Genomic DNA, 24,680 nt, shown 5'->3' with positions numbered 1-24,680 from the left:
ACTCTTACAGGTAAAGTCTTTTATTGGATATAGCCATTGCTGCTAATTTGGGTACTGTAAACTTCTTTTCAATGAAATCGGTTGGATTCATGCCCGTAATTTTTCTGAAATCACGGATCATATGACTTTGATCAAAAAACCCCATTTCATATGTAATTTCCGTCAGGTTCATCGGGGAAAATAGAATACGGTTTAACAAAAAATTAAAACGTATCACCTTTGAATACTCTTTTGGGGTGTAACCCGTGTAATGTTTGAAATTTTTTTCAAGGGTTGATTTATGTACCTGTAGCTCTCCACAAAAATTTTTGATTCCAACCTTGCCTTTCGATTGAATGGTTTGATCAATAAATCGGGTAACTATTGCATTGGCAGAAGGCTCAATTTGTTTTTGAGATAGCCAACCAGTCAAACGACGAATGATTTCAGCTTCCGAACTCTTTTTAGAGATTTGGGACATCACAAGGTCGGCGAGTTCCGGCATGATTTCATAGAGTGGATAAGCGGGCCGGTCCAATTCACCCAGGGTTACACCGGTTAACGCCTGGATAGCTTCCGGCCTGAACCGAACAGCAAGACATGTAGTGTAGGGTTCTTGATAAACTTTCACAGCTCGCTGAAATGGAGTTACAAAACTACACTGGTCTACCAGGTATTTAGTACTGTTTTCCTCATCCTCTCTAAGGTAATGACCGTTCAGCATAAAAATAGCATCGGCGCCGCCATCGGGAATAATGAAATCGTACTCTTGTTGGAAATCGTCAGGGTGAAGTGTATTCGTCCAGAAACACTCTACAAGATGTGAAATCTCTTTAGGTGGCCAGTATTCTTTATAATCCATTACAAGATTGATCTTTTAGGACTAACTATTACGCCGAACAACAGCTGTTTAGTGGTCAGTTCAATTGCCGTACGATCAATCTATAAAAAATGAATTAAAGTATTGAGACTTCTTGAAAAGAGCATACAAAACGCTTTGAGTCTATCTTGTACCGGTCTCTTTTTCAGGCAGAGAACGCAGATAGGTATAGAGCCCTTCTAACTCTTCGTCTGTCATTGCCCCCAGCATTTGCCACGGCATATATGGCTGGGTAAGTTCCAGGCCCTCAGGCGTCACACCTGACTCCATGGTTGTTTTGAAGTCTTCGAGCGTCCAGTTACCGATATTTCCGGCAGGAGTGATATTGGGAGCTTCCGGCCATTCTGGTGGTACGCCCGGGATCGCTCCGCCGGCAAACCCCGCTCCATGGCATCCTGTACAAGTTACAGCCAGGTATTCACCCATTTCTACAGGAGATCTGTTTTCAACAGGATCAGGTATCGGTTTGCTGTGATCAATCATTCGTGCGGGTATAAGATGCATGCCTCCGTACATATAAAGGAAACGAGCAACCATGCCCACTTCGGTTTCCGGTTGAACGTTATCTACGGGTTCTAAACTCCGGATGTATGAGATTAACGCTGAAAGATCGCTTCTGTCAATTGGATTATATTCGTGGGATGGCATAAAAATGGCCGGTTTACCATCTTTGTTGACACCATTTCGAATGGCTCTTACCATATCTTCATTGGTGTACTCCCGGCCAATTCCACCCTCACCGTCAGTCAGGTTCGTCGCAATAAGTAATCCTATGGCAGGATCATCAATAAAAACTTGTCCGCTTAATCCTTCACCATGGCATTCAATACAGCCGCGGATCGTTGCAACGTGCTCACCGTGAGCAACCACAGAGGAATCGGTCGAAACTTCAACTGTTTCAGCTTCTATTTGGTAGGTTTCATTGAAATGTCGTTCTGAAATGAAATATGTGACAGCAATAAAAATAAGTAATAGTGCCACAATTGTTCCCAATAGTATCCCAGCCCATTTTAAAATCTTCATTATACTTCCCCCCAATATTATTTTTTAAAACCAATAGAATTAGAGCGATAGTAATAACAAGAATTTAAAGATACAAGGGTCCAAATACTTTTAACTCATATTTATATAGAATCCAAATAACCCTCTTTTGCAAGCATTTTGCCGGTTTCATTGTAGGCATCCTTTTCTTCAGGAGCCCATGTTCCGAGTCCGTCTACGTAGCGGTTGTACATACAGAATGCAGCAGCAATTAAAACTGTATCATGAATTTCCCTGTCGGTTGCTCCTTTGGCTTTGGCTTCTTCAATATCCTTTTCGGATACTTTATTTCCCAGTATTTGTACCTTTTTAGCAATATTCAGCAGCATTCGGAGTTTGGGTGAGATCTCCGTATTCCGGAAGTTTTTCTTGATGTCATCAAGCAGATCAAGATTTCCGTCAAGGTGATGTGCAGCCGCCGCTCCATGAGAAGAGTGGCAAAAATGACATTCATTTTGATGAGATACATAAGATGCTATCATCTCCCGCTCTGCCGAAGACAGTGTAGAAGGGCCCCTTAAAAGTATTTCTGCTAATTCGTTGAGGGGTTTTGCAGTTTCAGGCCGGTATTTCATCAAACCGATAATTCCCGGAAGATTATTTTTAAGATCAATATAAGCCATGGTTCGTAACTTGTTCGTGACATGTTATTTAGAAGCAAGAAACGTAATTAAGAGTTTCCAATCAAATAAATTACCGTCAGTTCGAGATAATGATGAATTAAATGATTGAATTCGTCGCATTGAGCCTGCCCCGACCAAAAGCGACCGGAACTTCGCCTGTCTGCCGACAATGCAGACTCAAAATGAAGATTTTCAATAAACTTGTATCAAGCTGACGTTCAATTATGAAAGCTAAAGGGTTTGAAGGTAATTCCAGATCAGATCGAACTCTTCATCGGTAAGTTGGCCAAATGCAGGCCATGGCATGTACTGCTCGTCGAGATGGCGCCCATCGGGTGTGACCCCGTTTTTCATCGCTGTTTTGAATTGGTCTTTAGTCCAATCGCCCAAGGGCCCCGATGCGGTGAGATCCGGTGCCTCAGGCCAATAGGGTGGAGCTCCCGGAACAGGGCCTCCTTCCAAATGATGCCCATGGCAACCCACGCATGAACTGGCAAGGTAGCGGCCTTTTTCGTAAACATCGGTAGAGTCAATTTGAGGAAATTCCACCGGCCTTTGTATCAGATTGGCGGGAAACAAACCCAACTCCCTGTTCAGGAAATAGTAGAACCGAATAGGGAAGTTCAAACGGGTTGCAGGCAGATCTCTGTTTACAGGAGGTAAATGCCTTAAATAAGCTACCAATGATTCAATATCTCGCTTATGTATTACGCGAAACTTGTGGGAAGGCATCAATACAACAGATTGTCCATTTGGTTTTACGCCTTCGCGGATTACCCGCACAATATCCTCACCGGTGTATCCTTCAAGTGCACTTCCGTTTCCGGTCGTTAAATTCGGAGCAACGATTGTACCCGTAAGAACACCTGATTCTACGATTTTTCCTCCAGCGTTATCCCCATGGCAGTCCACACATCCCCGAATGGTAAAAATTCTTCTGCCGTGTTCAACAGACAGAGAATCATTCGGAATATCGATATCGTACTCAGTCAGTGGATAAGTTCGCTGACGATCTGATTCCGTATGCAGGTAAATAACTGTAAAGATTAGAACAATAACGGTTGCCGGAATTGCAACGAGCTGAATAGGAAAAGATGTCTGTTTCTCTTGTGAATCAGGCATATACGTCGATGTTTCTCAACAGCTTAAAGCTTGGCAGTTTTCTTATCCAATATAGCTTTAAGACTTTCTCTTAAGATACCAATTCCCTCATCAATATGCTCTTTTTGAATAGTAAGAGGTGGCCGAAAACGCAGGGTTTTAGTACCGCAGCCAAGAATCATAAGCTGATTCTTCAGGCATTCTTTTTTAAGTGCATCACGAGATTCTTTGTCTGGCAGATCGATCGCACAAAATAAACCTTTGCCGCGAGGGTTGGAGATTTCTTCATACTCTTCGGCCAAATTGTTGAGATTCTCATGAAGATAACCTCCCATTGTTGATGCGTTTCTTACAAGTTGATCCTCCTCTATAACTTCAAGTATTCGATCGAACCGAACCATATCTACCAGGTTTCCACCCCATGTTGAATTGATTCGCGAGGATACGTGAAAGACGTTTGTATCGATATCATCAACTCTATTTGTTGCCAGTATTCCGCATACTTGTGCCTTTTTTCCAAAGGCAAGAATATCCGGTTTTACATAGTATTCATGAGCCCAGAACTTTCCTGTCAGTCCTACTCCGGTTTGTACCTCATCATAGATCAGGAGAGCTTCAAATTCATCTGCGAGGTCTCGTAACCCCTGGTGAAATTCAGGCCTGAAATGGTTATCCCCTCCTTCCCCCTGGATCGGTTCGAGGATAATACATGCAATTTCATCAGGATGCATCTCAAAGTAATTACGAGCCTGGTTTAACGCCACCTGCTCTTTCTCCTGAACAAGTGCATTTCGTGTTTCATTAAGCGGATATTCTACAGATGGGTTGGGTATCCGTGGCCAGTCAAATTTTGGGAAGTATTTTGTTTTATTTGGATCGGTATTGGTAAGAGACATTGTATAGCCGCTTCGCCCGTGAAACGCTTTTTCAAGATGCAGGACTTTGTGACCTTTTTCTTCCGTATACCCTTTTTCGAAATTTTTCTGAACCTTCCAGTCGAACGCTACTTTCAGAGCATTTTCTACAGCTAATGCTCCTCCGGATACAAAAAACGCATAGGGCATGTATTCAGGAATTCCCACTCTCGAAAATGTATCCACAAATTGAGCCATCTCCTCCGTATAGATATCAGAATTGGAAGGTTTGTTGATAGCAACCTCACCAAGTTTATTCACAAAATCAGGATCACCTGCAAGTTGGTCATGATTCATGCCAAGTGGATTAGAGGCAAAAAAGGTGAAAAAATCGAGATACTTTTTTCCCGAAACAGAATCGTGTAGATAGGCTCCCTTACTTTTTTGAAGGTCTAATACAATTTCGTAACCATCAGCCAGGATATGTTTATTTAGGGTAGACCGAACATTTTTTGGGTCTATGTGATGTTTCATACTCCAATAATAAATTAGATTCTCTTTTGAGCGTCTGCAGATAGAATAAGAAATTCCACTGTCCATTTACAACGATAGGATAAGTGGAATCTGATGATACTTTAGAGGTTCAAGTGTAACTTAAGTGATCATCAACACAAAATGTATGTTGCTTTTGGAAAACTATAAAAGAACTAGTTGAATTTCGATCCGGCAAGCTTAGAGATGTTCTTGCCCGGCAAATTCAAGTACAGTTTTCTTTATGATATCAACACACTCATCAAGTTGTTCCCTCGTCATAACCAACGGGGGTGCAAACCGAATAATATTACCATGCGTTGGTTTTGCAAGCAGTCCATTCTCTTTCAACCGAACACAGATATTCCATGCAGTGGAGCTCTCCGGACTATCGTTAATTTCGATGGCATTCAATAAGCCTTTTCCGCGAACTTCTTTTATCAGGTCGCATTCTTGCTTTAAATTATTCATCTCATCTCTGAAAAGCTTTCCGAGCTGCTTTGCATTGCTCATCAGGTCTTCATCCTGGACAACTTTGAGAGCCTCCACTGCAACCCTGGCAGCCAAAGGATTTCCTCCAAATGTGGATCCGTGCTGTCCCGGTTTAATTACATTCATAACCTCTTTATCAGCCAAAACAGCCGAGACAGGATAAACACCGCCGGAAAGCGCTTTACCAAGTACCAAAATATCCGGTTTTATGTAGGTTGAGGGTTGTCTTTCGCATTTTTGTTTACAATTACAATCCCCACAGACGGCAAGAAGGCTGCCGGTTCGGGCAATTCCCGTTTGAATTTCATCGGCTATAAAAAGAACATTATTTAACTCGCAAAGCGCTTTAGCCTTTTCAATATAGTCATCATCGGGTACCATGACTCCGGCTTCGCCCTGTATGGGTTCAACCAAAAAGCCTGCTACAGAATCATCTTGAAGTACCAATTCCAGTTGTTCAAGGTTATTGTATTCAACCTTAAGAAATCCGGGAGTGTAAGGCCCAAAATTTGTATTAGCCTCCGGGTTATTAGAGAATGAAATGATCGTTGTGGTACGCCCGTGAAAATTGTTACTGCAAACCGCAATTTTGGCTTTATTCGGCGATATCCCTTTGACTTCATAACCCCATTTCCGGCATATCTTTATTGCAGTTTCAACGGCCTCGGCTCCTGTGTTCATGGGAAGAACTTTATCAAACCCAAACAGCTCCGTGACATACTTCTCAAATTCGCCAAGTCTATTATTATAAAATGCCCGGGAGGTTAGAGTAAGAGTATCTGCCTGGTCTTTGAGTGCACCTATGATCCTGGGATGACAATGCCCCTGGTTTACGGCAGAGTAGGCGGAAAGAAAGTCGAAATATTGATTTCCCTCTGGGTCCCACACATATACACCCCGGCCTTTTGCAAGAACAACCGGCAGGGGATGGTAGTTATGAGCTCCGTAATTTTCTTCGAGAGTTATCGCTTCTTTTGAAGAAATCATAGGTATAAATGCATTATTAAGTAATAACAAACTATAAAGATACTAATTTAACATGCAGTGTTCGATACTAATTTTCAGATTATTTGGATGAGAATTAGCGCAATTGATTTGGTCATTGTGAGAAGAAATAAAGTGACCTTACAGAGGATGATCCCAACAGCCATCGGGAGAGTTCCAGTCAAAGTCGTCCGGGTTCTCCGTTCATGCTAAACAGATAGAAAGCTCTCGGCCGAAAATTGAAATGATACCATCCTGAAATCAACTCCATCCCTACAGATTTTTTACTACATTTCTGTGACTTCTAACTAAAACTTCATCCTATGACAATGCAAAATCGAAGATCATTTCTGAAAAAATCACTACTCGCACTACCGGCCGCGGGACTCATTCCCGGTTTAGCAAAAGGAAATTCAGATGAAACATCCTCGAGTGTAAAAAGAAACCCGATAGGGGTCTCTACCTACTCATTTTGGCGATTTGATGGACCGAAAGAGGAGACACCTATTGAATACTGTATCGACCAGGCAGCTGCGATGGGATTTGACGGGATTGAACTTCTGCTCATTCAAATGGAATCCGAAGAGAACAGTTACCTGCAGAAATTGAAGCAGCAAGCGTTTCACGCAGGTTTAGACTTAATGGGTTTTTCCACCCACCAGGGATTTGTATACCCGGATAGGGATAAAAGGCAAGAGGAAGTGGATAAAACAATTCACCAAATCGAGTTGGCCTACAACTTGGGTATTCCCACCATGCGATTGAACACGGGCCGATGGGGTACGATTGATTCGTTCGATGAATTGATGGCCAATAAAGGGATCGAACCGGTGCTCGAAGGATATACGGAAGACGAGGGATTTGAATGGGTGATTGATGCGATTGAACAGTGTATCCCTACCGCCGAAAAGTGTGGTGTAACGCTAGGTCTGGAAAATCACTGGGGACTCGGACGAACTGCCGAAGGTGTACTCAGAATTGTAGATGCTATCGATTCGCCCTGGCTGAGAGCAACAACAGATACCGGCAATTTCCTTGAGCGCCGTCGAGAACAACTGGAGATGATGGCCCCTGAGACCGTACTGATCCAGGCGAAAACCTATTACGGCGGCGGAACGTGGTACACACTGGACATTGACTACGACGAGGTCGCGAAAATTTTTCATAATGTCGGCTATGAGGGGTATGTTTCCATCGAATTTGAAGGAAAAGAAGATCCTATGACAGCCATACCCAAAAGTCTTGAACGCATTCGAGAAGCATTTACATGGGAGGCCTAATGCAATCTGTGTTAGAGTAGTGAGTAGTGTTAAAAAATAGAAAATTTATGTTCTATTTTGATTGCATTCGAATCAGATTCCCCTTAACTTTAAAGTCTTATTGAAAACACATCGCGGGGTGGAGCAGCTGGTAGCTCGTCGGGCTCATAACCCGAAGGTCGCAGGTTCAAATCCTGCCCCCGCCACTAAAAAAAAGGCTCAATTGCTCACGCAGTTGGGCCTTATTTATTTTGCTAACAAATCCATCAAGAGGGATTATGATTTACACGGTTTATACACTCTATTCACCTGATTATGATAAGAATTTTTATCGGTTACACTTCTGATCTTGACTCTCGGATGACATCTCATAATGAAAAAGGGAAACCCAGCTGTCTAGGTTTCCCTAAATTTTAAGCTTGCTAAATTTAATTATTTGGCCATTCTGCCCAGTTGCTGCAGTGTCCGCCTTTGTCAGTGCCTTTCAGATCTCGTTGGACCTGAGTATAACCGGCGTTCATAACGGCCAGAGGAGCGACTTTGAACTTGCCGCTTTTTGTGACAAATATTTGTCCAAAATGAGCTTGGCTTAGGCCATGACCAGCTTCATGCAGGGCAACAGTTTCGAGGTCAGGATTTGTGCCATCATCAGCCCAAGGGAAAAACGGACCGTAATAAATTTCAGTGAATGCTTTATCTGTCTTCCCATTATTATCCACATCTGTTGGGCCATTGGGTCCGACAAATACAAAAGAAAATGCGACTCCAAGAATATTATTGCCCCAATTAACATTAAAGCCCGCATGTTGTATATCTGCAACTACAGTGGGATTTCCAATAAATCCACCGGAAAAGAAAAATAGTGTAGCACTAATGTCTATGCCAGTTGAAATCTCTGTCAAAGATAGATCAGAGCAAGTTTGAGCATCCCAGGTTCCCATTGCTCGTTGGATAGCGGCAGTTGCATCAGTACCGGAAAGTCCCCCCAAAAATGGTGTACTTCCCGCAGGTCCGGGAGTTTGATCAATCGCATACGTTATATCATCGGTATCACCCGGTGCACCCGGATTACTCCAGGTTCTGCGTGCATCATTGGGGACGAAGTCAGTTCCTAGCTGTTTATTGCCTACATCTTTGGCAAAAACGGTATTACCAGCTTCCCCGCTTCCCTCAGCCGTGATGTATTCGGCCATCCGTACCCTGTAGTTAAGCCCTTCAGCTGCCAATTTGTCGTTCAATGAATTCATGATCTCTTCGATACTAAATTCAATAAAATCCGACTGATCCGAGTTGGCATCCATGGATCCCTGATAGGCAAGTGTTTGATTATCAGTAGTCTCACTATTTTCTGTCAACTGACTATCACATCCTGTGATAACTAGTAACGTAGCCAATGCAACAGCTAAGGCGTAAATTGAATATTTTTTCATACAATTATTCCTATGTTAATGATTAATGTTAAATCGGGAATTGAATTACCCGATTGTACGCACATAATCGATTAAATAAGTAATGGAGTATTGTACTTTTCGATCAAATATTAGGATTATTTAATCATTAGATATTAGAATTGGTATTTCAGTGATATCAATAATATGGGAACTCATATACCAGAAAACGAAAAGGCTCAATTGCTTATGCACTTGAGCCTTTTTGATATATAATTCAAAAAAATGTGGTTATCGTACCATATCTATTAATGTAGCCAGGTACACCCATTCCATCGTACGGGTTTCTAATCCCTGTTGAACCATTAGTTGCTCAGAAAGAGAATTTGCTGACATGCCCGATGAGTAATATTGTTCCCAATCTTGAAAGAAACTGATCGTCATGTGACTAAAGAAGGTATCATTGCCAATCGGGTTCATTACCCGTACAAGACTCCAGCTCTCTTTTTCACCGTTATCTACCATCTCCTGGTGAATCGGCATAAAGACTTCTATTTCGGTGTTCTCATAATCACCATAGCTTGTTACACTGTCAAACTTAACTTTCATTAAATCTAATTGTGCAATTGTGCCAATACCCATCTCATAGTCCGAATCTGTGTATGCAACTTGCTGGATATAATACCTGTAAGCTAAATCACGGCTTGCTGCACCTCTCTCTAATTCAGCCGATAACTCTTCGTCACTCATATCGGGGTATGCATTACTAAAATGCTCCATCCAGTTCATTGGTTGCATCATTTGAACAGGATCATTGAAAAGTGTCACGGTTAGATATTGAGCTCCCTGGTTTTCCCCGCCGGGTCGCAATGACCATAAATCCCAACCAACGATTTCACCGGCATTAACACGTTCCTGGTGTACCTTGCTCCAAAATTCTTCTGTTTCTGCGTAGGCGGTTTCTTGTTCATTATCCACTTCCATAAATTCAAAGATCAGATAAAGTTGATCATCACTATCCTGACCGTATGAATAATTGGATAAGAAGAGTGATAATCCCAGGGAAATACAAAGGATAAAGAGTAGATTAGTTACTTGTTTTAAAGACATATTTTCTCCATTCGTTTATACATGCATCGACAAGCTTACATGCGGTTTCTGTTTAATGGAGTCGTAACTCGTCTGTTTATATTAGTCCCTATTAATGAAGCAATTGCTATTTAGTTCTATTTGAAGTTAATGTCAAGTCTAATAAAACTTACGTTAACCATGCTAAATTGGTTTGAGCTTTTTATCTTTTCAAAATATTATTAGGTGCATTTTGAATTTACTCTGACTGCTCCTCCATCTCTACAACCCAAATCCCTCGCAATTCACCAACATCATAACCGGTAGCCTGATCATCCGGGTAAAGAGTTTTGATCTGTTCAAGAGTCGCTTGATTAATTTGTGAATTCTCATTGCCATGACACTGCATGCATAGTTGATTTGTGATGATGGGATAATACCCAACAACTTTTCCATTGGCGTAATGTATGGCCGGAGTCACTTCATTACCCTCACTGAGATCTGATTTGGCAGATCGGATATATTCCAACTCCGATTCGTTTGCTAAATTATCCGGATTTCTAGGTTGGTCTGTCACTCTTTTTATGTGTGCTTGCAATTCTACTGCCATGCTATCGGTGAGAGGAATCGCCTGAATATTACAAAACTCAAGGGCTCCCTCAGTTCCCTTTTCCTGTATGGCTCCAACTAAATTGGATGCCAGCACTTTTTGGGTTGCCTCAACGAACTCACCCCCTTTTTGTTTATAAGCGGAGAGATCTTCTTTACTTAAGGTTTTCTCTGAACTTGATTCTCTGTTTTGGCAGCCAAAAGATGAAGCTGAGATTACAATTGAAAGGAGTAGAAGTCTTAGAAAATGGCTATTCATACCGGGAAACTCTTTGATTCTTGATTTATAGTGCGATAAAAAAAATTCTGTTTGTAGATCATTATGATAAGTAAAATCTTTGAGTATTAAAGTAGTGGAATGCCTGATAAGAAGGCCTAATTGGTGTTTGAAAGCATAATCAAGGCTTTTCCGTTATCGATTTTTCACATAATTCACTATCAAAAATATTCTTTGGGTTGATGATCCAATCTAACACCAAATGGTGCATAGCATAGTATATCCCGAAACCTTCAAACGGAAATGCTATGCCGGATCAAATCCAAACACCCTTTTCAATATGCCGTGTTGTTTATTATTCGCTAATTATATCAGCTCTTCTTACTGCTACACTCTCATGCGGTACGGAAAGTAAACCGACGTATCAATTAACAACCTCAAGTACTCCAGCAGCGGGTGGAACGGTGAGCCCGGCTTCAGGTGAATTTAAGGATGGAGACGAAGTCCAACTCCGGGCTACTGCCAACGAAAATTGGGTATTCGATGGCTGGGAGGGAGATCAAACCGGAGCACAAAACCCGGTGATGGTCATGATGGATTCGGACAAATCGGTCAATGCCCGGTTTGTAAAACAGCAGTACCCGCTTACGGTCAATATTCAGGGTGAGGGGACTGTAACAGAGACCATCGTTCAGGCAAAAATGACAGATTATGAGCATGGCACAATTGTACAATTATTGGCCAACTCAGAGACGGGAAATGAATTTGCCCGGTGGGAGGGAGCTGTTGAAAGTATGGAAAACCCTGTAGAGGTAACCGTTGACGGACCAAAGGAAGTAACGGCTGTTTTTGAGGTGAGTGAATTTACGGTTGATATTCGAGCCGAAGGACCGGGAGATGTCTCTATAGATCCGGATAAGGAAATGTATGAATACAACGAGACTGTGCAATTTGAGGCCGACCCCGATCCTGGCAATGAGTTCCTTGGATGGTTTAATGAATCCGGAACTTTCCAGATGCTTGAGATGGATTTTGAATATCAAATTACGGAAGACCTGGATATTACCGCATTTTTTAGTTCGGTTGAAGACGCGTTTATTTTTGAAACAACCGAGATTGTGGAGGAAGACGGCAATGTTGTACGGTTCGAAATGAATATCACAAACTTCCTTCTAAACCAAATAACCTTAATTGAAACTGCAGTCCTTGATGAGAGCGATGATGTAGTAGGAGTTTTTGATTTTGAAGGTATTGCTCCGTTAGAACCAAGAACACAATACCCATTCCAGGGGACCTTCGAAGGTGAAACGACGGATGCGGAAACATTCCAGGATTGGTCGTTGGTATGGGAGTTTGAGTATGAAGGCAATACGTACATGAAAACTTATGTGATCGGAGAACCCTCCGTCAGTGCCAAGAAACAGTACTCTCCAATGAACCAGGTTGGCACCGGAACGTCGATTCAATTGAATATTGATTAAGGAATAAAGAGAGAGGTTGATAAATGGCCTGGCAGCGTGTTTGAGCGACATCTGTCAGGCCATATAACCTTTGTGAACAACGGTAAATCAGAAAAATTCAGGCACAAGCGAATCGACTACGCTAAAGCTTCGTCGACCAAGGACTCTTGCGCCATTTCATCTTGTAGACTAAATTTTAAAACCTGTCCTAGACATCACAGATTTCAACACCTGATTTCAGGGCTGCGAGTTTGTCATCCCAGGTTGGAATAAACTCCTGGCCGATAAACCCTTCATATCCCGTTTCCAGGATTGCTTCGATGATGGCCGGGTAGTAGAGCTCTTGGGTTTCATCAATCTCATTTCTGCCGGGTACACCGCCCGTGTGATAGTGTGCAATGTACTGATGATTATCCCGAATGGTTCGGATCACATCTCCTTCCATAATCTGCATGTGATAGATGTCATACAAAAGTTTAAAATGATCGGAACCAACACGATCTGCAAGCCTTACACCCCATTCTGTATGGTCACACATATAGTCTGGGTGATTCACTTTGCTGTTTAGAAGTTCCATGCATACCGTAACATCATATTCTTCGGCCGTACTCATTAACCGCTGTAACCCCGCTGCACAGTTTTCGAGTCCGGTTTGATCATCCATACCGTTTCTATTTCCGGAAAAACAGATAATTTTATCCAGTCCGGCCTCGGCAACTTGCGGAATCACTTCCTCATAACTTGCCAGAAGTTCGTCGTGCAAACTCGGTTCATTAAACCCCTCTTCAATACCATTCCCTGCTCCCCAGGGCATCGCACAGGTGAGGCCATATTCTTTTACTAATTCCCACTCGCCGGGTCCAATCAGCTCGATAGAGTGCATTCCTATTTCGCTGACTCCCTTTGCCAAATCTTCCAGGGGAATATCGTTATAGCACCATCTGCAAGCAGAGTGCTTTACACGTCCTTTCAGGTCTTGGGGTAATGAGTTGTTCAATTTTTCAAGGCTTCCGAGCCATGCTGCCAGTGCGGTTGAACCGGCAGCAGCTCCCATTTTTGTGATGGCATTGCGTCGTGTTATGGTCATGTGTTTTGGTTTATTTTGATGTTGTCGCAATTGGTTTCCCTGCTGCCTGCCCTCGATACGTCGGGGCGTAAGCAGGATTAAGGGAAGTAAAAAGTCAAAATGACGGTACATCCCCCGAGTTCGATTCGATTCCGATAAATCGGATCGAACTCACATTCCCCCTTCGAAGGGGGGAAATCTATTCCAAAGTCGTTAAATACTCAACCAGGTCCACTAACTCCTGCCGGGTCATTTGAGCGTGTAAATTTTCCGGCATCAGTGATTGTTCCATCTCTTCCCGGCTGGCAATTTCTGATTTATTGATGATAGACGTGTATCCGCCATTCATCAATAAGGTTAATTCAGTTTCAGTTTCACTCTGGATGATCCCAGCTGTTTGCGAGCCATCCTTCATCGTTATAATATAACCTTCATATCCAAAATTGATACCCGCATTGGGGTTTATAATTGCATCGTACAATCCCTCTTTTGGGAGTTTTGAGCCAATTTCTGTTAATGCTGGCCCAAAATTAATTCCTTCTCCGTTCACCTGGTGACAGATTTGGCAAGATGTGGCAAAAACTTCCCGGCCAGTTTGTGAATCACCAACCTTCGAAGCCAAATCAGCGATGGGAGGCAGTTCATTTTCAACGGCTGTTTCTCCAATCAGATCATTACCTAGGGTTTGCACGTCACCCCGCCAGGAATCGGCGAGTGCCTGGCCAACGGCTAATTTTAAAGGTTCTGGAATTTCGTCATTATTGACCATCTCGAAAAGTTGTTGCTCGCCACCCCATCCTGACCCAAAAGCTAAAACTGCACTTTGCCTCATCTCCGGATCATTATCCTCATTCATCATAAACTCCCGAAGTGTCTCAAGGGATCGAGACGATTGGGCATATCCGAGAACTTCAATCACAGTTTCTTTCCTACCCGGATCATCACCCTGCAAAACTGCATTGATAACTTCCGTTCCATTATTTTGAAGGGATAAACTTGCTGCCCTGATTCCAAGACTGCTGTCGGGATAAGTGGTCATAAGCCGGAGCAGTTCATCATGTTGTGTTTCCAATTCAAATTTTTCAACCAGATCGAGATACTCTTGGGTACCCCGGACGGAAGCCATCGCATCCTCAAGTTTTTCCTGAACAATGGGTGATTCTAATGCTGACGGACTCAAATGATTGAGTGCCAGTAAATCGATCTGATCTTGATTTGGCAGGTCCGTTTGCAGAATGCTGATCAATTCATCCTGTTTTTGTGAAGAGGTATGAAAGTCGAAAGCACGAAAGTAGCGGAGTTTTTCATCCAATGCAGTCTCAGGATCTTTAATCATTTCACCCAGTATTGGGATGGACGTATTCACCCGTGAACGCCAAACAATATCACGTCCGCCGGGTGTATTCCAATTGCCGTCAACTTCATTTAGCCAGGCATCGAAATGCGAATCCCATTGAGTGGCCGCCCCAATTCCCAACGCTTCAAGATACCATCGGTCATTCCCATCATGTTGTACAGCAAGTTGTGCCCATAATTCAGCAGCTTGCGGAGAGTTGTTTCTGTGTAGGGCAATGGCTACCTCGCGACGTACTTGAGGTGAGGGGTCATCAGATAGCTGTTTTCCATAAGGAATTATATCGACCTTCAACTGCCGAGCAGCTCGAAACCCTGCGATTCGAATATCTTCATTATCATCTTGCAGTGCCTCATCAACATACTCGGTGCCATTTGATTCAAGCTTGCTTAAAAGCCAAAGCGCCCGTGCACGATACCTCGGATTGTCGGATTCCCAAAGTTCAATCAATGCTTCTTCGGCATCCATGCCCCAATCGTGAAGTTTTAACCAAGCCCGAGCCCGTAAACTCAGGTTGGGATTTTTAAGCGCTTCGACAGCCCCCTCAGGTGAACTCAAATCAAATTCCGGAACTTTGTAAGGTGTATCCTCAGGAGCAATTCGGAAAATTCGTCCCCGCTGCTGATCGCCCATCCGGTGGCCTCCAACTCCGGGATCGTACCAATCCGATACAAAAATGGAACCATCCGACGCTACTGTCACATCTGATGGCCGAAACCACTGATCTTGTTCACCTTCCAGGATATTTTCGATGGTGGCTGTAAATCCAGCGCCATCTTTTTGGGTTGGATAGGAACGGATAATATTTGGCCCGGCATCGGCGTGAATCATCGCGTTGTGAAAGAGTTCAGGGAGCAAATCACCTTCATATAAAACGATTCCCGTGGGGGATCCCGCCCCGGTCTGAAGTAAATTCGGGACCACACCCGGGCTGTTCTGATACCAGTGACGCGAGGGGATATCATCAGGCATATTGGTACGGCGCGCACGCCAACCGGCACCTGTACGTTCATCCGTATAGCCATAGTTTCCATACTCCATCACGTAGTTGATGCGTACACTGCGATTTCCGTCATCATCATTATCGGATTGCCAAACAGTGCCGTATGAATCGACCGTAACTTCGTAATTATTTCTGAAATTATGGCCTAACACCTCAAACTCAGTTCCGTCCAAATTACTTCTGAATACCAATCCCTGCCGGAAAGGATTTCCGTCCGTTTTTACTTCATTCCCAAAAATATCTTCGATGATATTTCCCTCAGCATCCCGGATAACTTTTCCTTGATTTCCCATGTTGAAATAGAGTTTGCCGTCGGGGCCAAACATAGCTGCATGAACGCCGTGATCATCCTGTACACCTTCAATTCCACTGAAAAGAATCTCTTTTTGATCGGCTTTGTCGTCTCCATCGGTATCCGTAAACACAAAAATGTGCGGACTTCGTGAGATGAACACCCGGTTATCCAGCACCATAATTCCCAGTGCTGCATTGATGTCATTCCCCTGGTAAAACACTTGACTGGTATCCGCTTTGTTGTCGCCATCCGTGTCTTCAAGAATCACGATTCTGTCACCGTCTTCTTTAGTAGGATTTTCAGGATTAAGATTCGATCGATAGTTGTAGCCTTCTGTTACCCAAACGCGGCCTTCCGCATCCACATCCATATTGGTGGGGTTGACCAGCATATCCTCCGCGGCGAAAAGCGTGGTTTCCAATCCATTACGTGTTTCTAAACCGGCGAGAGCATATTCCGCACTTCGTTTCTGCTCGTCGGTGAGTTCATTATAATTTGGTTGCTGTTGCTGAGAACATCCTGAAAACGAGAGAGGGAGAAGTAGGGAAACAGCTGCGATTGCAGCAGGTGTTAATTTTTTCAGAAAATTGTTCATACAAAATCTATCATGCTTTAGTAGACATCAGGGACAATGTAATTGAAAAACTTTTATTCGCAAAAGGGGAATCAGGCGGGCAGTGAACAGTTAGCAGTTCTCCGTAAACAGTTAACAGTGGGTTTTTGGGCTGCCGAGTTTCATCCCATAACACGAATTCGGTAGCTGAAGTGGATTCAGCAGACGAAAAATCAGACAACTTTCGGTGTCTTTAGTTCAGATTTAGAATATCTTTTATCAATACACGGCTAAAACATGTTCTCTCCTGAATTACTGTAACACGAACGAATCCCCCTCCGTTAATAATTTAAAATTTACCCCCGTGTTTTCAGGCTTTTGCATCGCTTCGGTAAAATCATTGATCGGTTCTTTCATGCCGTCATCGGCGAGTGGAAAAGTTCCGAAATGCATTCCAAAACTGATTTCAGCATTCAGGTCTTTATGAGCCTGGATCGCCTCTTCGGGGTTGACGTGAATGGGTCCCATAAACCATTCAGGTTTATACGCTCCAATCGGAATCAGCCCAACAGTGATGGAATTGAATTTCTCTCCAATCTCTTTGAAAAAGTCACCATAACCGGTATCTCCGGCAAAATATACATTTCCATAACCTGTCTCCAGGACGTACCCGGCCCAGAGTGTTTTATTTCGATCAAAAAGTCCGCGTGCTGAAAAGTGTTGAGCGGGAACCGAGGTAATACTTATGGATTCAGATGCAGGCTTTGCCTCCCACCAATCCAAAGAAGTTGTGTTGGAGATCCCTTCCCGGTTCAGGTATAGATCCACACCAAGCGGAACGATGAATTCAGGTGAATACACCGAATCGAGTTTTTTAAGAGTTTCAATATCCAGATGGTCGTAGTGATTGTGGCTGATAAGTACGATATCGATTTCAGGGAGATCCTCAAACTTAAGGCCGGGTGGGCGCATTCGTTCAGGACCGGCAAAACTCAGGGGACTCACACGATCACTCCATACCGGGTCGGTTAGAATATTGAGTTCATTGGTTTGAATAAGGAATGTAGCGTGATTCACAAATGTGATTGCGAGAGAATTGTCAACGGTTGGAGAGGGTTTTTCAGCAAATGACACATCCTCATCAGTCAGTTTCGCCCACTCACCTTCATCTCGACTGAATGACCATTTTATCAAATCAAAAAAACCTTTTGCTTCAACGTCGCTGATATTTTCGAACGTTGTACCGTTGAAGTGGTCGGATGAGGGGCCGTCATATCCAGGTGTGGAAAACCACCAGCCCAAAAAAGATATTCCTAAAGCAATAATTACGAGCAGGCTGAGTATCCAGAGCATTAATTTTTTCACTAAGATTTAAGCTGAGTTTTAAAATTGAGGTCGAATAATAAGATTTTTACGGGACTGATGAATGAATGTCGAAGAGTGAAATCACAAAGTGTCTGAATCGCATATTTCTTGGCTGAAAGTCAGCATAGATCAAAATTTGTGTGGATATAATGTTCTGTTTATAATCTGTTGGGTACAAAATCTGATTCACGCAAGAGATAATTGAATCTAATGACGATGGCTGATAAAAACGATCTCGATCAATGGGCGATTGAAGCATTACACGATCTCGGTGGACGAGCATCCATGATAGAGGTTGCTAAACGAACATGGAAGAAGCACAAAAAAGAACTGCACGCCTCAGGAAGGCATTTCAGGAGCTGGCAATATGATTTTACCTGGATCGGCAGACGGTTGCGAGACCGGGGAGTCATTCACTCGGAAGAAACATATCCAGAGGGATTGTGGGTTCTTAAAGAGCAATCTTAACAGTCATAGCTCATTTAAGATACTCGCTACACACACATCAATATTGCCAATCGATTAGATGTTATTTTACGGCTCCAATTTCTCCACCAAAAATTGATGAATAGTATTTAAACATTGAGAAGTTAAATATTCTATTATCTTTGCGAATAGATGGCACAAGCGGGACGCTTGCGCCATTTTCTTTTTACATTCGTCTACCGTCTACCGTCTACCGTCTACCGTCTACCGTCTACCGTCTACCGTCTACCGTCTACCGTTTTACTCCTTAAGCTCCTCCTCAAAAAACTCAAAAATCCGTCGATACTCATCATACCAGGAATCTGCATCGGTGAAGCTGTGCGGTTCAGAAGGGTAGACCATCAGGTCGAACTCTTCGTGGCCGGATTGGATCAGTTTCTCGGTGTATTGCATGGCATCCTGGAACCCGACGTTGTCATCTTCAAGTCCATGAAGAAGCAAAACGGGGTGCTCTAATTCCTCGGCGTAGGTGAGAGGAGAGCTTCGGTCGTAGTGCTCGGGAACTTCTTCCGGATCACCTAGACGCGGAAGGGTATACCATGGATTGGCGTAATAGTAATTTCGCCAGTTGGTTACTTTTCGAAGTGCGGCACCGGCATCGAACCGTTCTGGAGCAGCGGTGAGGGCGTATAGTGCCATAAATCCGCCGTAGCTTCCGCCGTATATTCCAACACGGTCCAGGTCCAGTGCTCCGCCGGTGTGCTCTTCAGCCCAATCGAGTCCGTCGACGATATCCTGTGTTTCGTACTTGCCCATCCAGTTGGTTACATCCTCACGAAAATCGCGTCCGTACCCGAGACTGTGGCGATAATCCACTTCCAGTACGATATACCCATGCTTGTTCAATAACTGGTTGAACATGTATTCGCGCCAGTAATTTTCAGACCATCCCTGGTACACATTCTGTAGCGATCCGGCACCGTGAACAAACACTACAACCGGGTATTCCCGGCTTTCATCATAATCTTGAGGATAGAGCAGTGAAGCCGATAATTCCGTTTCACCATCGCGACCCGTAAACCGAACATACTCCTCGCGCTGCCAGTCGTAATCGTAAAAACGTTCGGGGACTGAGTTTGTCAGTTGGATCTCTTCATCCGCATCTTCGAGGTTGAGCCGGTACAGATCATAGGGTCGATTAAAAAATGTTTTTGCATAGATCAGGTTCGATCGATCCGGTGTCAGTTCAAATTCATATCGATAAGCTGTTTCTTCAGTCAGTTGCGTAACATCACTGTTTTCAACATTTAAAGTATAGATCTGTCGGACGCCATAATCTTCTTCGTTACTGGCAAATACGATGGTTTCATCATCAATCCAGCTCGCCCAGGGTACGTAATAATCGCCATCCGTATGCTGTGTGAGATTTGATCCATCGGCATGTACTGTATAGATGTGATTCCACCCGACTTGTTCAGATAAAAAGAAAAGCCGGTCATCCTCAGGTGAAAATGCCATTTCGCGTTCAGTAGAGCTATCCGTGATCCATCCGTCTGTTGAATCCTCGAAAGCAACAATTCTTGAACCTTCCTGCAGATCATGAACTATGATTTTTCGATGCTTTAACGGTGCATCTGCCCAATCAATTGCAACGTATCGGCCATCTTTAGATGTACTGTAGGTTGATCGATGAGTACCGGTTTCGAGTGTATCAAGAGCAGTCGTATCAAGAGAAGCGACAAAAACAGATGTCTCGGGGATACCTCGCACATCACCACCCGGTTCCACAAACGTATCCACATATTCAGGGAAATAGATGGTTCGGGCATCCGAATAGTCAGCCTGGCCAACAACAAGTTGATCGTTACCCACCCACTCGTAAATATTAAAATCAGGTGCGTCTGTTTCTTTTTTCGTCACTTGCTGAATTGCCGGGGATTGAACGTTTGTGACCCACACATTGCCGTCCATCACAAACGCAAGCTTTTCGCTATTGGGTGACCAGTTCAGGTCGGATTCACTTTCCTGTGATTGTACAACTAATTGCTCACTCGATCCATCTGCATCAGCAACATAGATGTCATCATTTTTTATGTAGGCCATTTTTGACCCGTCCGGTGAGTGTATGGGCTCGTATACTTCATCATCGTCTACATCTTCAAGATTGTCTCCATACAAGTCTACAGAATACAAACCGGTTTCGTAGTAGGATGAATCATTCCACTCAAAAAAGATTTTGGATTGATCTCCGGAAACAAATTCCAAATCGGGGCGAATTCCGGGGATCATTGGTTCAAGAAAAATTTTCTTGAGAGTAAGGTCGGTTGGGACATTTTGTGAAAAAACACCCTGTGAAGTAAAACCAAAAAGCAGGATCAAAGAAAATAAAAAACGTCGCATGAGATATAGTTCTAGATTATAGAGTCATCGGATGAGTGTGAGACATTGTATTTTTAGCGCTGGCTATATGCTCAGAAACAGCAAATTACAGTTTGCCTATTGCAATAGATTGTAGTGATAAGAAAAAATACAATGTCTTCGACTGTTTTATTTTGTTGACACGATAACGGGATTCTGAGTTTGAATCAAGTGATTTGCAGTTATTCAGTGATCAACAAGCAGTAAACAGTGAAGTTTCAGCAATTTATAAAAACTCCGAAGGAGTTAAATAAAATAGCCCAGTGTAAGCGAGTAAAACGAGCGTAACCCTGGGTTATAAAAGTCAAAATATAAAAACCCCGAGTTGAGGAGTGAGATAAAAGCAAAATGTTTGTCGAGGGGTAATGGGAATGACCATTGTCAAGTTTTTAGACCCAAAGGAGTAGAAGCGGAGCTTCAGGTGAGCATTTCGAAGGAAGACCTTCAAAACGAGAGTTGAACCGAAAACTTTCGGGAGCAGACAAAATTCAAAATTCAGAATTTTCGAGATTCGTTATTCCTTGTTCAGAATTCTTTATTCTAAAGTATTTTGATCCACTCCCTCCATTAATCTCAAAAAGAACTGTTCATCACTGATGCCGCCGACTAAAAAAACACCGTATCTTACGATGACAAGGTTCAGTGAAGGGCATATGTAGAGCTTTTGCCCAAATGCCCCCGACATCATAAAGAGGTCGTCCGGCATGAGATCTGATATCATCTTGCTGGTGCTTTGGGATTTTGCATGCCCGGGTAATGATAATGCTGATCGTTTTTGTTGCCCAACAGGTGTATTTAACCAGAATGTAATTCCATAACCGGGATTCGTTTCACTCGGGGTTAAAAGGTCATTAAGTAGATTTTCCTCTATGATTACATTGCCGTTTAGTGAACCTTTGTTCATCAGCATGATACCCACCTGAAGCCAGTCGAGTGCAGGATACCTGGCTCCAAATGATAAATTCGGATAGATCAGATCTACATTCGACCAATCTCCGCGTACCAGGCCGAGAGGAGAAAACAAATTATCATTTAAATACGATACCGGGTTGATTTCAAAAACCTCCATAAAAATCCACGACAAAATGTAAAACGGTGTGGGGCCGTATGTGAATTTTGCCCCTGTCTCAAATTCCATATCAGCTGCCAACCACTCCTCTGCGGTTTGATTGGTATCTCCAATTGAAGCTGTCTCAATTCCGGAGGTTAGATTGAGTAGTTGTCGAATGGTAATTTTCCCGCGTTCGCTTTCAGGGTTCCATTCCGGAATCAGTTCACCAAGCGCTGTATCAAATGTGAAAAGTCCATTTTGTACCGCAATGGCAGCCAACAACCCGGCAAAACTTTTTGATCCGCTCCAAATATTGTGGAGTTGTTGGCCGTCAAAATTTTCACTGTACTCTTCAAGGAGAATCTCTCCGTCATGCCAAATTAAAAGAGTCTGCCCCTTAGGTCCGCCATTTTCATTTTCCATTGTATAAGAGAGAACAGCTTCAAGGTTTTCGGAGGGGATGGGACCGGAATCCTCTTTACTTCCGGTTGATGAATTATCGCAAGCAATAAAGACAAAAAGAAAAGTTGTGAAGAATATTGGAACCTTAATATGGTTTAATAGCATAAAAATTATTCATTGTTTGATCATACATGAAAGATGCAGAGTCTCAAATTATAATATGTAAGTAAACTATAATTTTCTTTTTTTGAATTGTGAATTTGTGAGGGAAGTTAAGAAAGGATGATTTAAATATTATGAATAGCTTAATTAGTATAATACTGATAGCAGTAATTATTTGGGGATATCTTTCATTTAAAAAAAATAAAGAGTTAAAAGAGAAGGAGAATCTTTTAAAAAAATTAGAGAAGAGGCGTGAAGAAAGAGAGAAGAAGAAGCAAAAAGAAAAAGAATTTGAAGCTAATCGAACTAAGTTAACTTACAATCAAGGATATAATATTGATTCAATTGTTAAAGCTGAAGTCGTAACTGACACAAAAGTTGCTGGAGTTTCACATAATTCTATTTCTGGAAAACCAAGACAACAGATATTGCGGACTCTAAACAGTAGAGAAATTTTAGATTTAATACCTGAGCCTGATAATCCCCATGATCCTAACGCTATAATGGTAACTAATAAAGATGGGTTTGATGTTGGTTACTTACCAAAAAGCATAGCTAAAGAGATCAGTCCAAAAACGAATGACTTTGATTTTTTTGCAATTGTCAACTCGGTTACTGGCTGGGATATGCCAACAAAAGGACTAAATATTAAAGTGCTAAGGCTACCAAAATAGCTTTAGCACTATTCAATTGAATAATTTTTATTGCCTAAAGAAAGATCAGGCAGAAATTTTTTCACTTACATTCTGAAAAACTATCGGTTTGATCGCTTCAAAAGCATTTAGCGTCTTGTCGATATGTTTGTCGGTGTGAGATGCCATTGGGATCAACCGAATCAGAACCATGCCGCGCGGTACAACCGGGTAGGCAACACCGCTCACAAAAACGCCGTGATTTTCACGGAGTTCGCGCATAATTGTGGTACAGAGATCAGTACTTCCTTCTGTCAGAACCGGTGTAACGGGACTTTCGGACGGTAATACATTATAACCGATTTCTCGCAGGCCATTTCGGAGTCTCAGAGTATTCTCCCATAATTTCTCTCTCCATTGAGGATTGGCTCTGATCAACTTTATGCGCTCCCTGGCTGATTCAACAATAGCCAACGGGAGGGATTTGGCAAAAATCTGGCTTCGCGCATTCGCTTTAAGAAACTCCACTACACGCGGTTCTGTTGCCACAAAAGCACCGATAAGCGCAACTGATTTTGCAAAGGTTCCAAAATAGATGTCAATACCATCCTGAACTCCTAAATGGGTTCCGGTTCCTGAACCGTCATCACCAAGAGTACCCAATCCGTGAGCATCATCCACAAGTAGACGGAAGTCGTATTTTTCCTTCAACGCTATAATCTCTTTAAGCTTCCCGAGATCACCGGTCATCCCAAAAACTCCTTCGGTAACAACAAGGATTGAAGAATTTTCTTTAGACCTTGAGGTAGCCCTTTTCAGTTGTTTCTCAAGACTCTCGATGTCATTGTGCTGATAAACGGATTTATCACTCATGGCAAGTTGTTTCCCGTCAACGATACAAGCATGGCTTAATTCATCGTAAATAAGAAAGTCATTTCGATCAACCAGAGCGTGAATTACACTCATGATGCCCTGGTAGCCGTAGTTAAGAAGCAGGGCATGAGGTTTGTGAACAAAATCAGCCAGCTCTCTTTCAAGTGCTTCATGTTGATCCGAGTTACCCGTCATAAGCCGGGCACCCATCGGTACGCTGAATGTGTGTTTTTTGGCTGCTTGATGATCAACTTCCCTGATATCAGGATTCGCACCGATACCGAGGTAATCGTTTATACTCCAAACAACTACATCTTTACCATTAAATTTCATTTTGGGCCCCAAAGGTCCTTCAAGCTTGGGGAATGTGTAATAGCCGTATCCGTCTGAAGTAAACTCACCTAAAGGACTTGGACGGTTTTCCAGCTTTTTAAATAGATCCATAAAGAGAGATTAAGCTAATTTTTTTTGCCCGTTTATTTGTAAGCGATACTATTTTTAGAAGTTCATTTGAATTGGTCAAAAGTAAGGAAATTGGCAAGCATGTCAAAAGTTAGCTTCAAGCAAATAGAAGTAATCACAATGCTGATAGTT

General features: G+C 42.8%; 19 protein-coding genes and 1 tRNA gene. 5 read left to right on the top strand and 15 right to left on the bottom strand.

Going from position 1 to position 24,680, the window contains the following annotated elements:
* Window positions 1-4: 4 nt before the first annotated feature.
* The 6 genes from L6773_RS05000 to rocD all read right to left on the bottom strand — a co-directional run bounded on the left by L6773_RS05000 (window position 5) and on the right by rocD (window position 6,488).
* Complete coding sequence (locus L6773_RS05000) at window positions 5-841, bottom strand: helix-turn-helix transcriptional regulator (protein WP_237852757.1); 837 nt, start codon at window positions 839-841, stop codon at window positions 5-7.
* 141 nt (window positions 842-982) lie between these two features.
* Window positions 983-1,882, bottom strand: coding sequence for a cytochrome c (locus tag L6773_RS04995; protein WP_237852756.1), 900 nt, complete (start codon window positions 1,880-1,882; stop codon window positions 983-985).
* A 101-nt stretch (window positions 1,883-1,983) separates the two neighbouring features.
* Entirely contained in the window at window positions 1,984-2,523 is a 540-nt protein-coding gene (locus L6773_RS04990) for a carboxymuconolactone decarboxylase family protein (RefSeq protein ID WP_237852755.1), read from the bottom strand.
* Between the two features lie 231 nt (window positions 2,524-2,754).
* A complete protein-coding gene (locus L6773_RS04985; RefSeq protein WP_237852754.1) occupies window positions 2,755-3,645 on the bottom strand; it encodes a cytochrome c in 891 nt (296 codons plus the stop codon).
* A gap of 23 nt (window positions 3,646-3,668) precedes the next feature.
* Window positions 3,669-5,012 carry an L-lysine 6-transaminase gene (gene lat / locus L6773_RS04980; RefSeq protein WP_237852753.1) on the bottom strand — a complete coding sequence of 448 codons (1,344 nt, stop codon included), beginning with the start codon at window positions 5,010-5,012 and terminating at the stop codon, window positions 3,669-3,671.
* A gap of 198 nt (window positions 5,013-5,210) precedes the next feature.
* Window positions 5,211-6,488 carry an ornithine--oxo-acid transaminase gene (gene rocD, locus L6773_RS04975; protein ID WP_237852752.1) on the bottom strand — a complete coding sequence of 426 codons (1,278 nt, stop codon included), beginning with the start codon at window positions 6,486-6,488 and terminating at the stop codon, window positions 5,211-5,213.
* Between the two features lie 320 nt (window positions 6,489-6,808).
* Here rocD and L6773_RS04970 point away from each other — a divergent pair, with 320 nt between their 5' ends.
* Window positions 6,809-7,765, top strand: coding sequence for a sugar phosphate isomerase/epimerase family protein (locus L6773_RS04970; protein ID WP_237852751.1), 957 nt, complete (start codon window positions 6,809-6,811; stop codon window positions 7,763-7,765).
* Between the two features lie 112 nt (window positions 7,766-7,877).
* A tRNA-Met gene (locus tag L6773_RS04965) sits at window positions 7,878-7,950 on the top strand.
* Window positions 7,951-8,172: 222 nt separating this feature from the next.
* Here L6773_RS04965 and L6773_RS04960 read toward each other — a convergent pair.
* From L6773_RS04960 to L6773_RS04950, 3 genes are all read right to left on the bottom strand, one after another.
* Window positions 8,173-9,174, bottom strand: coding sequence for a zinc metalloprotease (locus L6773_RS04960; protein ID WP_237852750.1), 1,002 nt, complete (start codon window positions 9,172-9,174; stop codon window positions 8,173-8,175).
* Between the two features lie 249 nt (window positions 9,175-9,423).
* On the bottom strand, window positions 9,424-10,242 hold the full coding sequence (locus L6773_RS04955; RefSeq protein WP_237852749.1) for a hypothetical protein: 819 nt from the start codon (window positions 10,240-10,242) through the stop codon (window positions 9,424-9,426).
* Window positions 10,243-10,459: 217 nt separating this feature from the next.
* Window positions 10,460-11,068 (bottom strand): Tll0287-like domain-containing protein, encoded by a 609-nt coding sequence (locus tag L6773_RS04950; RefSeq protein ID WP_237852748.1) that lies wholly within the window; start codon window positions 11,066-11,068, stop codon window positions 10,460-10,462.
* 266 nt (window positions 11,069-11,334) lie between these two features.
* On the opposite strand from L6773_RS04950, the gene L6773_RS04945 reads away from it, so the two are divergent.
* Window positions 11,335-12,507, top strand: a complete 1,173-nt coding sequence (locus tag L6773_RS04945) for an InlB B-repeat-containing protein (RefSeq protein ID WP_237852747.1) — start codon at window positions 11,335-11,337, stop codon at window positions 12,505-12,507.
* Window positions 12,508-12,694: 187 nt separating this feature from the next.
* Here the strand turns inward: L6773_RS04945 and L6773_RS04940 are convergent, their stop codons facing one another.
* The 3 genes from L6773_RS04940 to L6773_RS04930 form a co-directional block, all read right to left on the bottom strand.
* The gene (locus tag L6773_RS04940; RefSeq protein WP_237852746.1) at window positions 12,695-13,573 is read right to left on the bottom strand and encodes a hydroxypyruvate isomerase family protein; all 879 of its coding nucleotides are present in this window, start codon (window positions 13,571-13,573) and stop codon (window positions 12,695-12,697) included.
* Window positions 13,574-13,751: 178 nt separating this feature from the next.
* Window positions 13,752-16,799: a PVC-type heme-binding CxxCH protein gene (locus tag L6773_RS04935; protein ID WP_237852745.1), complete on the bottom strand. Its 3,048-nt coding sequence runs from the start codon at window positions 16,797-16,799 to the stop codon at window positions 13,752-13,754.
* Between the two features lie 270 nt (window positions 16,800-17,069).
* Window positions 17,070-18,110: an MBL fold metallo-hydrolase gene (locus tag L6773_RS04930; RefSeq protein ID WP_237852744.1), complete on the bottom strand. Its 1,041-nt coding sequence runs from the start codon at window positions 18,108-18,110 to the stop codon at window positions 17,070-17,072.
* 228 nt (window positions 18,111-18,338) lie between these two features.
* Between L6773_RS04930 and L6773_RS04925 the strand changes: the two genes are divergently transcribed.
* Window positions 18,339-18,590, top strand: a complete 252-nt coding sequence (locus tag L6773_RS04925; RefSeq protein ID WP_237852743.1) for a hypothetical protein — start codon at window positions 18,339-18,341, stop codon at window positions 18,588-18,590.
* A 258-nt stretch (window positions 18,591-18,848) separates the two neighbouring features.
* Here L6773_RS04925 and L6773_RS04920 read toward each other — a convergent pair whose 3' ends face one another.
* On the bottom strand, window positions 18,849-20,948 hold the full coding sequence (locus tag L6773_RS04920; protein WP_237852742.1) for a S9 family peptidase: 2,100 nt from the start codon (window positions 20,946-20,948) through the stop codon (window positions 18,849-18,851).
* Between the two features lie 553 nt (window positions 20,949-21,501).
* A complete protein-coding gene (locus tag L6773_RS04915) occupies window positions 21,502-22,584 on the bottom strand; it encodes a serine hydrolase domain-containing protein (RefSeq protein ID WP_237852741.1) in 1,083 nt (360 codons plus the stop codon).
* A gap of 131 nt (window positions 22,585-22,715) precedes the next feature.
* Here L6773_RS04915 and L6773_RS04910 point away from each other — a divergent pair, with 131 nt between their 5' ends.
* Window positions 22,716-23,255 (top strand): HIRAN domain-containing protein, encoded by a 540-nt coding sequence (locus tag L6773_RS04910; RefSeq protein WP_237852740.1) that lies wholly within the window; start codon window positions 22,716-22,718, stop codon window positions 23,253-23,255.
* Between the two features lie 45 nt (window positions 23,256-23,300).
* On the opposite strand, the gene L6773_RS04905 is transcribed toward L6773_RS04910, so the two are convergent.
* Window positions 23,301-24,530 (bottom strand): aminotransferase class I/II-fold pyridoxal phosphate-dependent enzyme, encoded by a 1,230-nt coding sequence (locus tag L6773_RS04905; protein WP_237852739.1) that lies wholly within the window; start codon window positions 24,528-24,530, stop codon window positions 23,301-23,303.
* Window positions 24,531-24,680 lie beyond the last annotated feature (150 nt).

The sequence above is a fragment of the Rhodohalobacter sulfatireducens genome (genome assembly GCF_022012475.1).
Lineage (GTDB): Bacteria > Bacteroidota > Rhodothermia > Balneolales > Balneolaceae > Rhodohalobacter > Rhodohalobacter sulfatireducens.
Note: the sequence above shows the minus strand (reverse complement) of the source record. Positions and strands in the feature narration are given on the sequence as shown.

Excerpts from the sequence above, each read along its gene's own strand:
- L6773_RS05000 (WP_237852757.1), bottom strand. The coding sequence starts at position 841 with ATGGATTATAAAGAATACTGGCCACCTAAAGAGATTTCACATCTTGTA.
- L6773_RS04995 (WP_237852756.1), bottom strand. The coding sequence starts at position 1,882 with ATGAAGATTTTAAAATGGGCTGGGATACTATTGGGAACAATTGTGGCA.
- L6773_RS04990 (WP_237852755.1), bottom strand. The coding sequence starts at position 2,523 with ATGGCTTATATTGATCTTAAAAATAATCTTCCGGGAATTATCGGTTTG.
- L6773_RS04985 (WP_237852754.1), bottom strand. The coding sequence starts at position 3,645 with ATGCCTGATTCACAAGAGAAACAGACATCTTTTCCTATTCAGCTCGTT.
- lat (WP_237852753.1), bottom strand. The coding sequence starts at position 5,012 with ATGAAACATCACATAGACCCAAAAAATGTTCGGTCTACCCTAAATAAA.
- rocD (WP_237852752.1), bottom strand. The coding sequence starts at position 6,488 with ATGATTTCTTCAAAAGAAGCGATAACTCTCGAAGAAAATTACGGAGCT.
- L6773_RS04970 (WP_237852751.1), top strand. The coding sequence starts at position 6,809 with ATGACAATGCAAAATCGAAGATCATTTCTGAAAAAATCACTACTCGCA.
- L6773_RS04960 (WP_237852750.1), bottom strand. The coding sequence starts at position 9,174 with ATGAAAAAATATTCAATTTACGCCTTAGCTGTTGCATTGGCTACGTTA.
- L6773_RS04955 (WP_237852749.1), bottom strand. The coding sequence starts at position 10,242 with ATGTCTTTAAAACAAGTAACTAATCTACTCTTTATCCTTTGTATTTCC.
- L6773_RS04950 (WP_237852748.1), bottom strand. The coding sequence starts at position 11,068 with ATGAATAGCCATTTTCTAAGACTTCTACTCCTTTCAATTGTAATCTCA.
- L6773_RS04945 (WP_237852747.1), top strand. The coding sequence starts at position 11,335 with ATGCCGGATCAAATCCAAACACCCTTTTCAATATGCCGTGTTGTTTAT.
- L6773_RS04940 (WP_237852746.1), bottom strand. The coding sequence starts at position 13,573 with ATGACCATAACACGACGCAATGCCATCACAAAAATGGGAGCTGCTGCC.
- L6773_RS04935 (WP_237852745.1), bottom strand. The coding sequence starts at position 16,799 with ATGAACAATTTTCTGAAAAAATTAACACCTGCTGCAATCGCAGCTGTT.
- L6773_RS04930 (WP_237852744.1), bottom strand. The coding sequence starts at position 18,110 with ATGCTCTGGATACTCAGCCTGCTCGTAATTATTGCTTTAGGAATATCT.
- L6773_RS04925 (WP_237852743.1), top strand. The coding sequence starts at position 18,339 with ATGGCTGATAAAAACGATCTCGATCAATGGGCGATTGAAGCATTACAC.
- L6773_RS04920 (WP_237852742.1), bottom strand. The coding sequence starts at position 20,948 with ATGCGACGTTTTTTATTTTCTTTGATCCTGCTTTTTGGTTTTACTTCA.
- L6773_RS04915 (WP_237852741.1), bottom strand. The coding sequence starts at position 22,584 with ATGCTATTAAACCATATTAAGGTTCCAATATTCTTCACAACTTTTCTT.
- L6773_RS04910 (WP_237852740.1), top strand. The coding sequence starts at position 22,716 with ATGAATAGCTTAATTAGTATAATACTGATAGCAGTAATTATTTGGGGA.
- L6773_RS04905 (WP_237852739.1), bottom strand. The coding sequence starts at position 24,530 with ATGGATCTATTTAAAAAGCTGGAAAACCGTCCAAGTCCTTTAGGTGAG.